At 61.7% G+C, this 16,635-nt stretch carries 15 protein-coding genes; 8 read left to right on the top strand and 7 right to left on the bottom strand.

Translation table 11 applies throughout. The features are described 5' to 3' along the window. Positions 1-47 precede the first annotated feature (47 nt). The gene (locus HKK52_RS12525) at positions 48-1,382 is read left to right on the top strand and encodes a sensor histidine kinase (protein ID WP_169371071.1); all 1,335 of its coding nucleotides are present in this window, start codon (positions 48-50) and stop codon (positions 1,380-1,382) included. Positions 1,383-1,478: 96 nt separating this feature from the next. Here HKK52_RS12525 and HKK52_RS12530 read toward each other — a convergent pair whose 3' ends face one another. Next, positions 1,479-2,042 (bottom strand): NAD(P)H nitroreductase, encoded by a 564-nt coding sequence (locus HKK52_RS12530; protein ID WP_169371072.1) that lies wholly within the window; start codon positions 2,040-2,042, stop codon positions 1,479-1,481. Between the two features lie 122 nt (positions 2,043-2,164). On the opposite strand from HKK52_RS12530, the gene HKK52_RS12535 reads away from it, so the two are divergent. Further along, positions 2,165-3,619: a TrkH family potassium uptake protein gene (locus HKK52_RS12535; protein WP_169371073.1), complete on the top strand. Its 1,455-nt coding sequence runs from the start codon at positions 2,165-2,167 to the stop codon at positions 3,617-3,619. Here HKK52_RS12535 and HKK52_RS12540 read toward each other — a convergent pair. Next, positions 3,576-4,637 carry an AraC family transcriptional regulator gene (locus tag HKK52_RS12540; RefSeq protein WP_202027637.1) on the bottom strand — a complete coding sequence of 354 codons (1,062 nt, stop codon included), beginning with the start codon at positions 4,635-4,637 and terminating at the stop codon, positions 3,576-3,578. The two genes, HKK52_RS12535 and HKK52_RS12540, sit on opposite strands and share 44 nt — an antisense overlap. A gap of 160 nt (positions 4,638-4,797) precedes the next feature. On the opposite strand from HKK52_RS12540, the gene HKK52_RS12545 reads away from it, so the two are divergent. Further along, positions 4,798-5,109, top strand: a complete 312-nt coding sequence (locus HKK52_RS12545; RefSeq protein ID WP_169371074.1) for a DUF962 domain-containing protein — start codon at positions 4,798-4,800, stop codon at positions 5,107-5,109. Positions 5,110-5,207: 98 nt separating this feature from the next. Beyond that, positions 5,208-5,798 carry an HD domain-containing protein gene (locus HKK52_RS12550; protein WP_169371075.1) on the top strand — a complete coding sequence of 197 codons (591 nt, stop codon included), beginning with the start codon at positions 5,208-5,210 and terminating at the stop codon, positions 5,796-5,798. A 104-nt stretch (positions 5,799-5,902) separates the two neighbouring features. On the opposite strand, the gene HKK52_RS12555 is transcribed toward HKK52_RS12550, so the two are convergent. After that, a complete protein-coding gene (locus tag HKK52_RS12555; protein WP_095051704.1) occupies positions 5,903-6,718 on the bottom strand; it encodes a UDP-2,3-diacylglucosamine diphosphatase in 816 nt (271 codons plus the stop codon). Positions 6,719-6,845: 127 nt separating this feature from the next. Here HKK52_RS12555 and HKK52_RS12560 point away from each other — a divergent pair, with 127 nt between their 5' ends. Together HKK52_RS12560 and HKK52_RS12565 are read left to right on the top strand one after the other, a co-directional pair. Then, positions 6,846-7,610, top strand: coding sequence for a helix-turn-helix transcriptional regulator (locus HKK52_RS12560; protein ID WP_169371076.1), 765 nt, complete (start codon positions 6,846-6,848; stop codon positions 7,608-7,610). A gap of 84 nt (positions 7,611-7,694) precedes the next feature. Further along, positions 7,695-8,585, top strand: a complete 891-nt coding sequence (locus HKK52_RS12565; RefSeq protein WP_169371077.1) for a DMT family transporter — start codon at positions 7,695-7,697, stop codon at positions 8,583-8,585. On the opposite strand, the gene HKK52_RS12570 is transcribed toward HKK52_RS12565, so the two are convergent. Beyond that, positions 8,579-8,866 (bottom strand): SelT/SelW/SelH family protein, encoded by a 288-nt coding sequence (locus HKK52_RS12570; protein WP_169371078.1) that lies wholly within the window; start codon positions 8,864-8,866, stop codon positions 8,579-8,581. The two genes, HKK52_RS12565 and HKK52_RS12570, sit on opposite strands and share 7 nt — an antisense overlap. Positions 8,867-8,938: 72 nt before the next feature. Here HKK52_RS12570 and HKK52_RS12575 point away from each other — a divergent pair, with 72 nt between their 5' ends. After that, entirely contained in the window at positions 8,939-11,128 is a 2,190-nt protein-coding gene (locus HKK52_RS12575; RefSeq protein ID WP_169371079.1) for a patatin-like phospholipase family protein, read from the top strand. A 13-nt stretch (positions 11,129-11,141) separates the two neighbouring features. On the opposite strand, the gene HKK52_RS12580 is transcribed toward HKK52_RS12575, so the two are convergent. From HKK52_RS12580 to recQ, 3 genes are all read right to left on the bottom strand, one after another. After that, positions 11,142-12,896 (bottom strand): FimV/HubP family polar landmark protein, encoded by a 1,755-nt coding sequence (locus HKK52_RS12580; protein ID WP_169371080.1) that lies wholly within the window; start codon positions 12,894-12,896, stop codon positions 11,142-11,144. A gap of 129 nt (positions 12,897-13,025) precedes the next feature. Next, a complete protein-coding gene (locus HKK52_RS12585) occupies positions 13,026-13,460 on the bottom strand; it encodes a MarR family transcriptional regulator (protein WP_169371081.1) in 435 nt (144 codons plus the stop codon). 119 nt (positions 13,461-13,579) lie between these two features. Beyond that, positions 13,580-15,706, bottom strand: a complete 2,127-nt coding sequence (gene recQ / locus HKK52_RS12590) for a DNA helicase RecQ (RefSeq protein ID WP_169371082.1) — start codon at positions 15,704-15,706, stop codon at positions 13,580-13,582. 340 nt (positions 15,707-16,046) lie between these two features. Between recQ and HKK52_RS12595 the strand changes: the two genes are divergently transcribed. After that, on the top strand, positions 16,047-16,634 hold the full coding sequence (locus HKK52_RS12595) for a UPF0149 family protein (RefSeq protein WP_030130067.1): 588 nt from the start codon (positions 16,047-16,049) through the stop codon (positions 16,632-16,634). Position 16,635: the final 1 nt, after the last annotated feature.

Below are 16,635 nucleotides of genomic sequence, written 5' to 3' on the forward strand. Positions count from 1 at the left end.
GCCCAACGGTTAATCGCCGTTGGGCTTTCTTTGTTTGAGGATTTTCTGTGCGCTCATTGTTCTGGCGTATCCTGGCCAGCTTCTGGTTGGCCATCGCTCTGGTTGCAGGGCTATCCATTCTGCTGGGGCACATGCTCAACCAGGACGCGTGGATTCTCAGCCGCCATCCGGGCCTCAACACCCTGGCCGAAGAGTGGACGCAAACCTATGAAGCCCAGGGCGAAGACGCTGCCCAGGACATCCTCGAACAGCGCAAACGCCAATATCACATCGACGTCCAGGTGCTCAACGAGAGCGGCGACCCGGTGGTGCGCGGCACCTTCCCGCGTCGGGCCGCTGCGTTTGAAGCACGGCAGAATGATGATGATCGCCGCTTGCCGTGGCGCCGTCTGACCGCTGAATACACCAGCGAAAAAACCGGCAACACCTACCTGCTGATCTACCGCATCCCGCACCCGGAACTCGACTCCTGGCACCGCGAAAGCCTGCTCTGGCCGTTAAGCGCGCTGGGGATTGCGCTGGTGGTGCTGACCTTGTTCAGCTTGCTGGTGACGCTCTCGATCACGCGCCCGCTCAGCCGTTTGCGTGGCGCGGTGCATGACCTGGGGCAAACCACCTATCAGCAGAACAGTTTGGTGAAACTGGCCAACCGGCGCGATGAATTCGGCGTGCTGGCCAACGACTTCAACCGCATGGGCGCGCGCCTGCAAAGCCTGATCGGCAGCCAGCGGCAATTGCTGCGGGACGTGTCCCACGAATTGCGCTCGCCGCTGGCGCGGTTACGGATTGCCCTGGCCCTGGCCGAGCGGGCCAACCCGGAAGAACGGCAGAAACTCTGGCCGCGCCTGACCCGTGAATGCGATCGACTGGAAGCGCTGATCAGCGAAATCCTGGTCCTGGCCCGGGTCGATGCCGATAACGCCAGCGCCGAAGAGGTCGATCTCAACGCCTTGCTCCAAACCCTGCAAAAAGATGCGCAACTGGGCTTCCCGGAACAGACCGTGCACCTGGACGCCGAGCCGCAGCTCAACCTCAAGGGTTGGCCGACCATGATCGAGCGTGCCGTGGACAATTTGCTGCGCAACGCCCAGCGCTTTAACCCGGTGGGCCAACCGATTGAACTGCAGGCCTCGCGTCAGGGCGAGCGAATGGTGGTGAGCGTGCGTGACCATGGGCCGGGGGTCGAGGCCGAGCATTTGAACCTGCTGGGCGAACCGTTTTATCGCGCGCCGGGGCAAACTGCGGCCGGGCATGGCCTGGGGCTGGCCATTGCGCGGCGCGCTGCTGAGCGGCATGGCGGCAGCCTGGTGCTGGCCAATCACCCGCAGGGCGGGTTTATTGCCAGCCTGGAATTGCCGTTGGTGCCGGGAGTGCCTGCTTAGATCGTTCCCACGTTCCGCGTGGGAATGCAGCCCGGGACGCTCCGCGTCCCATTGGAACGCAGAGCGTCCCTTGAGGCATTCCCGTGGGAACGATCGTCAGGCGACAGGCCAGGCGCTGACGAACTCGGCGAGGTCGACTTTCTCCGCCACCCGCGGTTCTTTTTGCGGCGTGCCGAGGTACAGGAACGCAATCACCTCTTCCCCGTCCGCCAGCCCCAGGCCTTTGGCCACGTGCGCTGAATACGCCAACTCACCCGTACGCCATACCGCGCCAATCCCTTGCGCATAGGCCGCCAGCAGAATTCCGTGGGCCGCACAGCCTGCCGCCAGCAGTTGCTCGGACTTCGGATACTTGACGTGATCCTGCAACCGCGCGATCACCACGACCACCAGCGGCGCGCGCAGCGGCCCGTTGCGCGCCTTGTCCAGCACTGCTTCGGGCGCCTCGCTGTCCTGTAATTTCGCCGCCTCGGCCAGCATCTCACCCATTTGCTCCCGCGCCGCGCCTTCGACGGTCAGGAAGCGCCATGGCTGCAGATGGCCGTGGTCCGGCGCGCGCATGGCGGCGGCGAACAGCACTTCCCGCTGCTCGGCGGTCGGGGCCGGTTCGACCAGTCGTGGAACGGAAACACGGTTGAGCAAAGCGTCGAGAGCCTGCATCGGCCACCTCCTGTAAAAAATGTTTGGCTATTCTAGCGGGATCCACCTCGGGAGTGCCGGTTTACATGCCCCGCCCCACAGGTAGAATGGCGCCCTTCCCTATTTCAGCCCGAGCGGACTTCATGGCGTTGCCGACCTTACGGACTATTGGTTTCATCATCGGCATCTTCCTGATCACCCTGGCCATCGCCATGGTCGTGCCCATGGCCACGCTGGTGATTTTCGATCGCACGGGCGACCTGCCGTCATTCCTCTGGGCCAGCATGATCACCTTCGTCGCCGGCCTGGCCCTGGTGATCCCCGGCCGTCCGGAACACGTGCACCTGCGCCCGCGGGACATGTACCTGCTGACGGTCAGCAGTTGGCTGGTGGTGTGCATCTTTGCCGCGCTGCCGTTCCTGCTGACCCAGCACATCAGCTACACCGACTCGTTCTTCGAAAGCATGTCCGGCATCACCGCCACCGGCTCCACGGTGCTTAACCACCTGGATGACATGTCCCCTGGCATCCTGATGTGGCGCTCGTTGCTGCACTGGATCGGCGGCATCGGCTTTATCGGCATGGCGGTGGCGATTCTGCCGCTGCTGCGCATCGGTGGCATGCGCCTGTTCCAGACCGAATCGTCGGACCGCTCGGAAAAGGTCATGCCCCGCTCGCACATGGTGGCGCGCCTGATCGTCGCGGCGTACGTCGGCATCACCATTGTCGGCAGCCTGGCGTTCTGGTGGGCCGGGATGAGCTTGTTCGATGCGATCAACCATGCGATGTCGGCGATTTCCACTGGCGGGTTCTCCACCTCCGACCTGTCCCTGGCCAAGTGGAAGCAACCGGCAGTGCACTGGGTTGCGATCGTCATCATGATTCTCGGCAGCCTGCCCTTCACCCTGTACGTAGCGACCTTGCGCGGCAACCGCCGGGCCCTGATCAAGGATCAGCAGGTCCAGGGTTTGCTCGGCATGCTGCTGGTGACCTGGCTGGTGCTGGGCACCTGGTATTGGTGGACCACCAATCTGCATTGGCTGGAGGCGCTGCGACATGTGGCGCTGAACGTGACCTCGGTGGTCACGACCACCGGTTTCGCGCTGGGGGACTACAGCCTGTGGGGCAATTTCTCGCTGATGCTGTTCTTTTATCTGGGCTTTGTCGGCGGCTGCTCGGGCTCGACGGCGGGCGGGATCAAGATTTTCCGCTTCCAGGTCGCCTACATCCTGCTCAAGGCCAACCTTAACCAGTTGATTCACCCGCGCGCGGTGATCAAGCAGAAGTACAACGGCCACCGCCTCGACGAAGAAATCGTGCGCTCGATCCTGACCTTTTCCTTCTTTTTCGCCATCACCATTTGCGTGATCGCCCTGCTGCTGTCGCTGCTCGGCGTGGACTGGATGACCGCGCTGACCGGCGCCGCCAGCACCGTGTCCGGCGTCGGCCCGGGCCTTGGGGAAACCATTGGCCCGGCGGGTAACTTCGCGACCCTGCCGGACGCCGCCAAATGGATTCTTTCGTTCGGCATGCTGCTGGGCCGACTGGAGATCATTACGGTGTTCGTTCTGTGTATTCCGGCGTTCTGGCGTCACTGATCAGTTTCGGCGCGTCGAGCAATCGCGTCCGGTACTCGCCGGGCGTGGCGTCGAACCAGCGGCGGAAGGCGCGGAAGAAATTGCTCGGGTCGGCAAACCCCAACAGGTAGGCAATTTCCAGCAGGGTCATGCTCGGCTGCGCCAGGTACTGCTCGGCCAGTTCACGGCGGGTGTCGTCGAGCAAGGTCTGGAAACTCGTGCCTTCTTCCTGTAAGCGGCGCTGCAAGGTGCGTTGTGACAGGTGCAACGTCTGCGCCACGGTATCGCGCTTCGGTTCACCCTGGGGCAGCAAACGGCACAGCACTTGGCGGGCCTTGTGGGTCACGCGACTTTCGGAGAACCGCGCCAGGTACTCACCGGCAAACCGGTCATGCAGCAGCGCCATCGCCTCGTTGGCGGTCGGCAGCGGCGCTTCCATATCGGCGCGCTCGAAGATCAACGCGTCATAAGGGGCGTTGAACACCAGCGGCGCATGGAAGGCTTGTTTATAGGGTTCGAGGTCGGCGGGTTCATCGCCCTGCACCAGCACCTTGCGCGGTTGCAGGGTGCGGCCAGTCAGCCAGCCGCACAGCGCCAGGGCGCAAGCCAACGAGGCTTCGGCACTTTGCCGGGTCGGCGGCAGATGATCGCCGTGAACCGTCAGGATCAGTGCGTAACCCTCGTCCAGCAAGCGGAAACTCAGGTCGGCACTTTCGGCAATGATCCGCTGATAACGCACCAGCCGCTGAAAGCCTTCGGCCAGCGTCTGGCTCGACATCAAGGCGTAACCGGCGACATGGAAGGATGCCGGTCGCACCACCTTGCCCATGTTCAGGCCGATCGCCGGGTTACCGGACAGCTCGACCGCGCGCTGCCACAGCCGCGTCATGGAATCTTGCGGGAAGCGCGCATCCGGATCATCCAGCGACGCGTAGTCGAGCCCCAGCTGCTTGAACAAAACCCGGCAATCCAGGCCGTCCATTTCCAGTGCTTTGACAATCCCCATCGCCCAGCTTGCAGAAGTCGTTCGTTCGCTCATGGCGTGTACTTAAATGATGAGCCGCATGCTACGGCCAATTACCGAAGGATACTAAAGTGGCGCCTATTGTCACTGGCTGATGCCAATGATCACTCTAGACTCAAATAAGCTACCCGCAGAACAACTTGTCGCCAGAACAATAACCACAGAGATCGCAGTCGTGGAAAACATCAAGCGCTTCAATAGCTTCGCTGAGTTTTACCCGTATTACCTCAGCGAACACAGCAACAGCACCTGCCGGCGCCTGCACTTCATCGGCACCACCCTGGTTATTTTCATCCTGGCGCTGACCATCGGCAAAGGCGCCTGGCTGCTGCTGATCGCCCTGCCGCTGGCCGGTTACAGCTTTGCCTGGGTCGGGCATTTCTTTTTCGAGAAGAATCGCCCCGCTACCTTCCAGCATCCGTTCTACAGCCTGCTCGGCGATTTCGTCATGTACCGCGACATGATTCTGGGCCGCGTGCCGTTCTAGGCTCCGCGGGCCAGCAATGCGTCCCGTGCAGCCAGTGCGGCAATGGATCCAGCTTCTACACTCAATCCATCATTTCGCCAAAAACAAGAAGATCGCCGATGAACGCCAATGCCCGCTTCACCCACATGCAGGACGGCACACAGGAAGACTGGGCGATCATCGCCGCCGACTTCAGTGCCTACGCCAGACAATTGCCGACACGGATTGTGGCGCACCTGAAATTACTGGAGGGTGACTTTGGCGGCTTCCCGGTGGATCGACTCACCCACTCCCTGCAAACCGCCACCCGCGCTTTTCGCGATGGCCGCGACGAGGAATACGTGGTCTGCGCCCTGCTCCACGACATTGGCGACACCCTCGGCTCCTACAACCACCCGGACATCGCCGCAGCGATCCTCAAGCCCTTCGTCAGCGCCGAGAATCTGTGGATGGTGGAGAAACACGGGATTTTCCAGGGCTATTACTTCTTTCATCACCTGGGCATGGATCGGCACCTGCGCGAACAATTCAGCGGGCATCCGCAGTACCAGGCGACCATTGAGTTCTGTGCCAAATACGATGCGGCGGCATTTGATCCGGGGTATGAGAATTTGCCGTTGAGTTTCTTCGAACCGATGATGGAGCGCTTGTTTGCGCAGCCGAAGAATTCGATCTACAAGGCGGCGATGGAAGAGCACGCGCCGGCCTGATCAATGGTGACAGTGATGACCTCTTCGCGGGCAAGCCTCGCTCCTACAGGGAAATGCATTCCAACCGTAGGAGCGAGGCTTGCCCGCGAAGGCGTTTGACCTGTCTACGCCGGTTCCGCCACCTTCACCGCTTTCAACTCCGCCTCCCGCGCCTGGGCATCCGCCAACCGGTACAACTCGATCGACCCATCCCAATGCTCGATCAACGCCGTGCACGATTCCACCCAATCCCCGCAATTGAGGTAATCCACCCCGCCGACCTTGCGAATCTCGGCATGGTGAATGTGCCCGCAGACCACGCCATGCAACTCGCGTTTGACGCATTCATGGGCAATGGCTTCTTCGAAGTCGCTGATAAAGCTGACCGCGGTTTTCACCTTGTGCTTGAGGTACGCCGACAGCGACCAGTAACCGTAGCCATAACGGGCACGCCAATGGTTGAGCCAGCGGTTGAGGGTCAGGGTGAATTCGTAGGCCGAGTCGCCGAGAAAGGCCAGCCAGCGGTGATAACGGGTGATCACGTCGAACTGGTCGCCGTGGATCACCAGCAGATGCCGACCATCGGCGGTCACGTGCACCGCCTCGTCCACCAATTGGATGTTGCCCAGGATCAGCTTCGAATAACGCCGCAGGAATTCGTCGTGGTTGCCGGTGACGTAGATCACTTCGGTGCCGCGTTTGCTCATGGTCAGCAAACGGCGGATCACGTTGGTGTGGGCCTGGGGCCAATACATGCCGCTGCGCAGTTTCCAGCCGTCGATGATATCGCCGACCAGATAGACCTTGTCCGCATGGTAGCCCTTGAGAAACTGCGACAAGTGTTCGGCCTGGCAATCCCGGGTGCCCAAATGCACATCGGAAATCCATAGGGTGCGCACACGTTGTTTACGGCTGGGTTTGGCAAGCTCGGCGCTGGTCATGGGCAACCCTCTACGATGTTTTTACAAGCTTGCGCCGGTCGGGTTAATTGCCCATGACAGTGACGAGTCAATCCTGTGACAGCGCCCGGCCGGTGTAGACTGGCCGCACCTTGCCAGGAGACTAGCGATGAGACCGATCCTCACGCTGCGCCAGTACACCGAAGACCTGATCATCCACAGCCACGACCACGCGCAACTGGTGTTCGGGCTCTCGGGTGCGCTGGATTTCGAGGTCGGCGGCCACGGCAGCCAGGTGATCCAGCAGAGTTTCGTGGTGGTCCCGTCCGGCATGCACCACGCCTGTGGCAGCGCCAATGGCAGTCGCTGCCTGGTGCTGGATGTGCCGAGCGACCAGTGGGTTTCACAGTCGCTGGGGGAACACGCCGACGCCAGCCGCCGCTTGCTCGACAACGCCGGGCGCCTGCCGCTGGATGCCGGGCAAAGCCAACTGGTCAGTTGGCTGGCGGGCAGCCCGGTGAGCGATCCGCTGATCGCCCAGCAAGGCGCGGTGCTGTTGCTGGCCAGCCTCAACAACGTCAAACCGGACGCCATCGGCGGTCGGCGCCTGCCGTACGCGGCGATGAACGCGCACATCGATCAACACGCGGCCTATCCGCTGCAAGTGGCGGATCTGGCGCGCATCGCCGATTTGTCGAATGCGCGGTTGCACGCGCGATTCGTGGCGGAATGCGGGCAGACGCCGATGGACTACATTCGCAGTCGACGGCTGCATATAGCGGTGGGGTTGTTGCGGGATTCGGCATTGCCCATTGGCGAGATCGCCTGCCGTGTCGGCTACAGTTCCCAGAGTGCGTTTGCCGCAGCGGTATTGCGCGAGTTCGGCGCATCGCCGGGAACATTGCGGCGCGAGGCTGGCGACAAAAGACGATAGTTAGACGACAGACACACGTGACCGTTGCGCGATTAAATGTAGGACGGCGGTATCGTCGGCCTACTACTTTTATCAAGGACTGCAATGACTCCCCGTACCGCCCTCGGCGCCCTGCATATCGGCGCATTGATGTTTGGCCTGACCGGCGTATTCGGCAAACTCGCGGCCGCCTCCCCTGCGGTCATCGTTTTCGGTCGCGCGGCATTTGCGGTGCTGGCGCTGGCGTTTTTTGCGCGGTTCGCCAGCAACACCCGCTGGCAGAAACTCGAAGCCGTGGACTGGCGCCGTCTGTTGCTCAGCGGCTTGCTGCTGGCCGGGCATTGGGTGAGCTTTTTCATCGCGGTCAAAGTCGCGGGGGTGGCGATTGCGACGCTGGGTTTTGCCAGTTTCCCCGCGTTTACGGTGATCCTCGAAGGGCTGATCTTCCGCGAGCGCATCCGCGCCAATGAAATCCTGCTGGTGGTGCTGGTCAGCGTCGGCCTGGTGCTCGTTACCCCCGCCTTCGACTTGGGCACCGGCGCGACCGTCGGCCTACTGTGGGCGGTGGGTTCCGGCTTGCTGTTCGCCCTGCTGTCCCTGACCAACCGCGCCAGTTCCGGACGTATCCCGGCGGTGCAGGCGGCGCTGTGCCAGAACGTGGTGGTCGCGCTGTGCCTGTTGCCGGTGGCGGCGCCGCAGTTGAGCGAAGTGCGCGCCCTCGACTGGTTGTGGATCGGCCTGCTCGGGGTGTTCTGCACCGGCGTCGCTCACAGTCTGTTCGTCGCCAGCCTGGCGGTGATCAAGGCGCGGACCGCCGCCGTGGTATTTGCCCTGGAACCGGTCTACGGCATTACCATGGCCTGGCTGCTGTTCGATGAAAACCCGACCCTGCGCATGCTGCTCGGTGGTGCGTTGATCATCGTTGCGATCGTGGTGTCCAGCCGCTTATCCGGCAGCAGCAAGAAAGCGGTGGCCGCCGAAGTCGCCTCTCACTGAGTACGGTCGTTGTGCCCGAGGTCGCGGTCCGGGTCGATCTGATCGCGTACCCGCTGCTTCAGCACCTTGGCCTCGGGAAAACCGCCGTCAGCCTTGCGCTCCCAGATCTGCACATCGTTGCAAAAAATATGAAAGACCCCGCCCGTGCCCGGCACCAGCGACACTTTGCCCAAGTCATCGCCAAAGGTGCTGAGCAATTCCTGGGCCAGCCAGGCGGCGCGCAACAGCCACTGGCATTGCGTGCAATACGTGATGACGATTTCCGCTTTTTGTACGGTCATGATCGTTGAAACTCCTGAGCTAGAGAGGCGCCGCTATAATAGCCGCCTTTGTCGCTTGCCCCGAGATTCACGATGCGCCGTTTATTCTTTTGTCTGTTGCTCTCCCTCTTCCCCTTGATCGCCGAAGCCGTCGATGCGCCCCGACCGAAAATCGGCCTGGTGCTGTCTGGCGGCGCCGCCCGTGGCCTGGCGCACATTGGTGTGCTCAAGGCTCTGGAAGAACAGGGCATCAAGATCGATGCGATTGCCGGTACCAGCATGGGCGCGGTGGTCGGCGGGCTGTACGCTTCGGGCTACAAGATCGACGAGTTGGAAAAACTGGCGCTGAACATCGACTGGCAACAAGCCCTGTCCGACGCGCCGCCACGGGAAGACGTGCCGTTCCGGCGCAAGCAGGATGACCGCGACTTCCTGGTAAAGCAGAAACTGAGTTTCCGCGATGACGGCAGCCTCGGCCTGCCGCTCGGGGTGATTCAAGGCCAGAACCTGGCCCTGCTGCTGGAAAGCCTGCTGGCCCACGCCAGTGACACCCGCGACTTCGACAAACTGCCGATCCCGTTCCGCGCGGTCGCCACCGACATTTCCACTGGCGAAAAAGTCGTGTTTCGCAAAGGCCATTTGCCCCAAGTGATTCGCGCCAGCATGTCGATCCCGGCGGTGTTCGCCCCGGTCGAGCTGGGCGGTCGGCTGCTGGTGGACGGCGGCATGACCGACAACATCCCACTCGACGTGGCCCGGGAGATGGGCGTCGACATCGCCATCGTGGTCGACATCGGCACCCCGCTGCGCAACCGCAAACAATTGACCACTGTGGTCGATGTGCTGAATCAGTCGATCACCCTGATGACCCGGCGCAACTCCGAAGAACAGCTCGCCGCCCTGCACAAGGACGATGTGTTGATTCAGCCGTCACTGGCGAGTTTCGGTGTGACCGACTTCGGCCGCGCCCAGGACATGATCGACGCCGGTTACCGAGCCACCAAAATCCTCGAACCGCGCCTGACCCAACTCAAACCGACACAAGCGCTGGATGCCGAACTGACCGCTGCCCGGGCCCCGAGCCAGCGCACGCCGATCATCACCGCGATCAAGGTGGAAAACGACTCGAAAGTCGGCGACGACGTGATCCGCTACTACATCCGCCAACACGTCGGGGAGCCGCTGGACATGGGCCGCCTGCAAACCGACATGGGCACCCTGTACGGCCTCGACTACTTCGAGCAAGTGCAATACCGCGTGGTGCACAAGGGTCAGGATCACACCCTGGTGATCAGCGCCCGGGGCAAACGCAGTGGCACCGATTACTTGCGGGTCGGCTTGAACCTGTCGGACGACATGCGCGGCGACAGCGCCTTCAATCTCGGCGCCAGTTACCGGGTCAACGGCATCAATCGCCTCGGCGCGGAATGGCTGACCCGGGCGCAGATCGGCGACAAACAGGAACTCTACAGTGAGTTCTATCAACCACTGGACGTCGGCTCACGCTACTTCATCGCGCCTTACGCTGCGTTTGAGGCACAGAACGTCGAGTCGATCCTCGATAACGACCCGATCGCCCAGTACCGCGTCGAGCGTTACGGTTTCGGCCTGAACGTCGGCCGACAGATCGGCAACAGCGGCGAGATCCGCTTCGGCGTCGGCGAGGCCTGGGGCAAGGCGGACGTGCGCATCGGCGATCAGGACTTGCCGAGTGAAAGCTTCAACGAGGGTTTCTACGAACTGAAGTACTCGTTCGATTCGTTCGACAACGTCTACTTCCCCCACGAAGGCAAGGACATCAGCCTCGCGTTCCGGCAGTTCGAACCGGGGCTGGGCTCGGACCAGCGTTACCGCCAATGGGAGTTCAAACTGGACAAGGCCATGAGCAGCGGGCCCGACACCCTCATTCTCGGCGGGCGTTATGGCCGCACCCTGGACGATGCCAACGTGGTGACCTCAAGCTTCCTGCTCGGTGGTGCGCGGCAGTTGTCGGGCTTTCGCGAGGATGCGATTTCCGGGCAGAACGTCAGCCTGATGCGCGGTGTTTACTACCGGCGCCTGACCCCGCGCTCGTATCTGCCGCTGGACTTCCCGCTGTACATCGGCGGCTCGCTGGAGCGTGGTCGGGCGTGGAACAACGACAATGAGTTCGACAGCGGCTACATCAACGCCGCCAGTGTGTTCATCGGTTTTGACACGCCATTGGGGCCGCTGAACTTCAGCTATGGCCTCAATGACGCGGATGAGCAGGCGGTTTATTTGAATCTGGGGCAGACGTTCTAAAAGCAAAAGATCTTCAACGAATTCCGGCCAACAGATTGCGCGCGGTCTGTTTCAGGGGTTCGTCGCCTTCCTTGAGCAATTCGTTGAGCAGTTCGATGGCGCTGTCCAGGTCGCCATCATCGATGCAGGTCTGGGCTTGTTCCAGTTTGCCTACGCTGCCCGGCATAGGTTCAAGCTCCAGCGATTGACCGGGCTCGTTGAAAGCGTCGAGGAAGCTGTCGTCCAGCGATTCTGCATCGGCTACGGCATCCCACTCCAACTCAGGCTCGCCCAGTGCCGGCTCATCCGGCATTTCGTAGACGTCGGGCAATACGTGCAGATTTGAAGTAAATGCTGGCTCGTCTGGCAGCGGCGCCTGAGTCGACGGTTTAGCCGTTGGTGCATCGTCGAACGGACTGACCAGATCCCAATTGGAATCCATCGACAGGTCGTCCAGGTTCAGCTGGAATTCATCGCGAGGTGTGGCTTCGGCCACCGCCGCTGCAATAGGCGTCACGACCGCGACCGGTGCGATGGCCACGACCGGTGCGGCATTCGCCAGTTTCGGATAGCGGGCGCGAATGTCCGCCAGTTGCTGCGGATCAAACCCGGCGTCGCGCAAGCTGCTTTCCTGCGCTTCATAGGCCGCCACGTCCCCCTGTTTACCCAGCACCTCCAACAGTTGCACCGCCAGGTCAGTGCGTTGCGGTTCTTTGGCCAACGCCTCACGCAGCAGACCGGCCGCTTCGGAAAACCGACCGTAAGCCAGGTAGATGCCCACACCTTCCAGCACATCGCCGGCGGGGGTTTCTTCGTGGTGGACGGGGGCTTTCGCAAGGCTGAGCGATGGTGGTGGCACCTCACTCACGGGCTCATCGGGCGCGATCGCTAACGGCTCGGTCAACCCCTGCTGCCGTTGGCGGCGCATGAACAGCCCCAGCAGCACCAGCAGCAGCAACGCCAGCAATCCGGCCATCAACAGCCAGTGGCTGGACTCAGGTTGTTCAACCACGACCGGTGCAGGCGCCACGGCGACTGGCGCAGCAACAGGCGTCTGCGCGACTTCGGACAAGCGGGTCTGCAAGTCGCTGACCTGCTTCCTCTCGTCAGCGATTTGCCCATCCTGGGTCTTGAGCCGGGCATTCAACTCATCGATGGTTTTTTGCAGTTGCTGGTTTTGCAGGATGCTGGCGGCCAGTTGTTCGGCCACCGCGTCGTTCGCCGGCGCTGCCGCCGGTGGAGGTGCGGTTGCGGCGAGCGCAGATACTTTCGCCGAAGGCTTGGCCTTGGGTGCCACGCTCGGTTCGACGCTCGGGAACCCGGAGGTCGGGGCGCTGGCTGTCGGTTCGTCAGTCGCCGGAACAATCCCCGGCGAGCCCGGCGGATCGATCAGCACGGTAAACTCGCGCAGCAAGCGCCCGTTGGGCTGATTGAGCTGCACCAGGAAATTCAGGAAGGGTTCATTGACCGGCTTGCTGGAGGTCACCCGGATCAACGTGCGGTTACCCCGCAGGATCGGGGTGAATTTCAGGTTGTTGAGGAAAAATACCCGCTCAACGCCCGCTCGGCTGAACTCGTCGGCCGTGGCCAGGCTGACCGAGAGATCGCCTTCCGCCAGACCACCGGCATCTATCAGCGCGATGTCGGCGCTGAACGGCTGGTTAAGCGCCGAATGCAGGGTGATGTCACCCAGCCCCAGGGCCGGAGCCAATGCCGAGTAAGTCACCGCACCACCGATCACAAGCAACCGGGTGCAATACCGCAAAACCACGTGCCAACTCTCGAGCATGAGCATCCCTTAGATTAAGCAGAACCAACCTGTACGCGTTCGCACATCCGGTACGAACACGATATTGCCTAGTAGTTCTTTATAGTCTGCCCAACGGGGTATCTCAAAAATACGGTGCGCGGTTTTACCTCAAGACTTTTCGAGGTTGCCCAGAATGTGACCGTGCACACGCATGCAGACCTTCAAATCCGCCTCATCGACACCCTGGAACAGCTCGTGGCGCAGTTGTGTGGCAATGGTTTCGATTTGTTCGATCAACGGCCGGGCCGGAGCACACAGGACAATTTTTTTCGCCCGGCGGTCTTCCACCACCGATTGGCGCTGCACCAGGCCTTGGCTTTCCAGGCTGTCGAGCAAACGGGCCAGGGTCGGCCCTTCGACGCCGACGCTTTGCGCCAGTTCGCGCTGGGTCGGGGCTTCATCGAAGCGCGCCAGGTGCAGCAGCACCAGCCAGCGCGCCTGGGACAAGCCCAGGCCAGCCAAACGGCGGTCCAGTTCGGCACGCCAGCCGCGCGACATCTGGGCCAATTGCATGCCAAAACGGTGTTGATCGGTTAACGGCATAAAAAACTCATGATTAGACTGAAATAGAGAAAAACTAATTATTAGTCAGCTAAGCATGACCTTTGGCTATAGGCAAGGTTTGCTCTGTACTGAATCGTTACATCTATGCGCACGGTCACTTAAATCTCGAATTCCGACTGCAGCGCCGCACGAACGCAGTACAAAACCCCTTCCGGCACACGACCGGCAAACAACGCCGCGATCTCTGCTACCGGCGGCAACTCGCCTTCGCCGTCGAGGAACGCGTCCTGGATTTCGCCCATCAACTCTTCCGGCAAGTCCAGCGCCTGTTCCAGCGACAACTGCTGCTTGCCGATCGCTTCGGCGAGCATGGTGTAGACGTTCTTCTCCGAGCATTGCAGCTGACCGGCAATCTGCAGCGGCGTCATGCCGGCTCGGGCCAGGGTGATCAGTTCGTGACGGACGTCGGCCACCACTTTTGGCGCCTCGACCTGGCCGCCGAGCACTTCGAGGAAGGCTTCGCCGTAACGCTCGAGCTTGCGAGCGCCGACGCCGCTGACCGTGGCCATTTCCGCCAGCGAGGTCGGCTGGCTGCGGAGCATTTCCAGCAAGGTCGAATCGGGGAAGATGACATATGGCGGCACGCCGTGTTCTTCGGCGAGCTTGCGGCGCAGGGCCCGCAACGCTTCCCACTGTTCGCGCTCTTCGCCACGCACCAATTGGCTCGCCTGGCTCTTGCTGCTTTTGGCGGTGGTTTGCGGCTTGAGGTCGCGGCGCAGTTCCAGGGTCACTTCGCCCTTGAGCAGCGGTCGGCAGGTGTCGCTCAGGCGCAGGCCGCCGTAGCCTTCAAGGTCAATGTCCGCCAGGCCACGGGCCACCAACTGGCGGAACAGCGAGCGCCATTCGCTCTCGCCTATCGCCTTGCCGACCCCGTAGACCGACAGATGCTGATGGCCGAAGCTGCGGACTTTTTCGTTGTCCTTGCCCAGCAGCACGTCCACCAGATGCCCGACGCCGTAGCGCTGGCCGGTACGATAAATCGCCGAGAGCGCCTGCCGGGCCGGCTCGGTGGCGTCCCAGGTCTGCACGCCGTCGACGCAGTTGTCGCAGTGGCCGCAAGGCTCGGGCATGTCTTCGTCGAAGTAAGCCAGCAGGGTCTGGCGACGGCAGCGGGTTTCTTCGCAGAGCGAGAGCATGGCGTCGAGCTTGTGCTGCTCCAGACGCTTGTGGCGCTCGTCGCCTTCGGAGTTTTGCAGCATCTGCTTGAGCATCACCACGTCTTGCAGGCCGTAGGCCATCCAGGCGTCCGCCGGCAAGCCGTCACGGCCGCCACGACCGGTTTCCTGGTAATACGCCTCAAGGGATTTCGGCAAATCAAGGTGCGCGACAAAGCGCACGTTGGGTTTGTCGATGCCCATGCCGAACGCCACGGTGGCGACCATGATCAGGCCTTCCTCGTTAAGGAAGCGCTTCTGGTGGTGGGACCGGGTTTCGTTGGGCAGGCCGGCGTGGTACGGCAGCGCCGGGAAGCCTTGTTCACTGAGGAACACCGCCACTTCGTCGACTTTCTTGCGCGACAGGCAGTAAACGATGCCGGCATCGCTGCGCCGCTCGGCGAGGAACGCCAGCAATTGCTTGCGTGGCTGCTCCTTGGGGACGATGCGGTAGAAAATATTGGGACGGTCGAAGCTCGACAGAAAGCGCTCGGCATCCTGCAAATGCAGGCGATCGACGATTTCTTCGCGGGTGCGCTTGTCGGCGGTGGCGGTCAGGGCGATGCGCGGGACGTTGGGAAACAGTTCCGCCAACTGGCCCAATTGCAGGTATTCGCGGCGGAAATCATGACCCCATTGGGATACGCAATGCGCTTCGTCGATGGCGAACAGGGCGATTTCGAGGCTTTGCAGGAAGGCCAGCATCCGTGGCTGCACCAGGCGCTCGGGCGCCAGGTAGAGCATTTTCACTTCTCCGCGCTTGATCCGTGCGGCCAGGTCGCGCTGTTGCTCGGCGCTCAGGGTCGAATTCAACGCGGCGGCCGCGACGCCCAGTTCTTCGAGGGTCGCGACCTGGTCGTCCATCAAAGCGATCAGCGGCGACACCACCACCGCCAGGCCTTCGCGCAGCAGCGCCGGAACCTGGAAGCACAAGGACTTGCCGCCACCGGTGGGCATCAGCACCAGGGCGTCGCCGCCATTGGCCACGCGCTCAATGATTGCACCCTGGCGGCCACGGAAACTGTCGTAGCCGAAGATGTCCTTGAGGACGCGTTGAGCCTGTTCGAGCATAAAAACTCCAAAAATCACCGAAACATCCCTGCAAGGCTGGTTCAGAACCACGCAGGCTGCACTGACAAATCGTAAGTACGCATTGCATGACGCTTCACATCTCAGCCGCGACGCCAGCAGGGCATCACAAAACGCGCGAGTATACCCGAGCCCTTCCCGGCAAAGGGTGCCGCTGATAAGACACATCAGGACAAACACTGATCCCGTGTAGGAGTTGCCGCAGGCTGCGATCTTTTGATGAGGCGGTGCGCATCGAGGGCAAATATCCCGCGCGGCTGGCCTGAGGGCTCAAGAAGGCCTAGAATTCCCGCATCTGTTTAATTCCCCAAGGTAGCTTTTAATGTCCTTCGCTGAGCAACTAACCCGCCTGCAAGTCTTCCTCGACGCTGATGAACTGCATGACGAGGCGCTGGACTACGTGGCCGCCCACGGCTACCTCACCGCGCTGTCCATCTGTTCCGAAAGCGTTCCCGACCGTGAATGGATCGACGCCCTCTTCGCCGAAGAGCCGCATTACGCCGACGACACCGAGCGTGAAGCGATCGAATCCACTCTGCTGGCCCTCAAGGCTCACATCGCCCGCCAACTGGCGTCCGACGAAGAATTCGAGCTGCCGTGCGACCTGGACCTGGGCGAAGAGCCGGACGATTCCGACCTGCGCGGCTGGTGCATTGGCTTTATGGAAGGCGTGTTCCTGCGCGAAGCGGCCTGGTTCGAAACCGCTGAAGACGAAGTCAGCGAAATGCTGCTGCCGATCATGGTCGGTTCCGGTCTGTTCGACGAGCAGCCGGAGTTCGAAGACATCGCCAAGGACGCCAACCTGATGGACGACATGATCGTGCAGATCCCGGAAGCCCTGACCGCGTTGTACCTGCTGTGCCAGGCACCCGACGAAAAACCGGCGATCCTCAAGCCACGTCACCACTAAG

Origin of the sequence: Pseudomonas sp. ADAK2 (assembly GCF_012935755.1) — a bacterium.
Lineage (GTDB): Bacteria > Pseudomonadota > Gammaproteobacteria > Pseudomonadales > Pseudomonadaceae > Aquipseudomonas.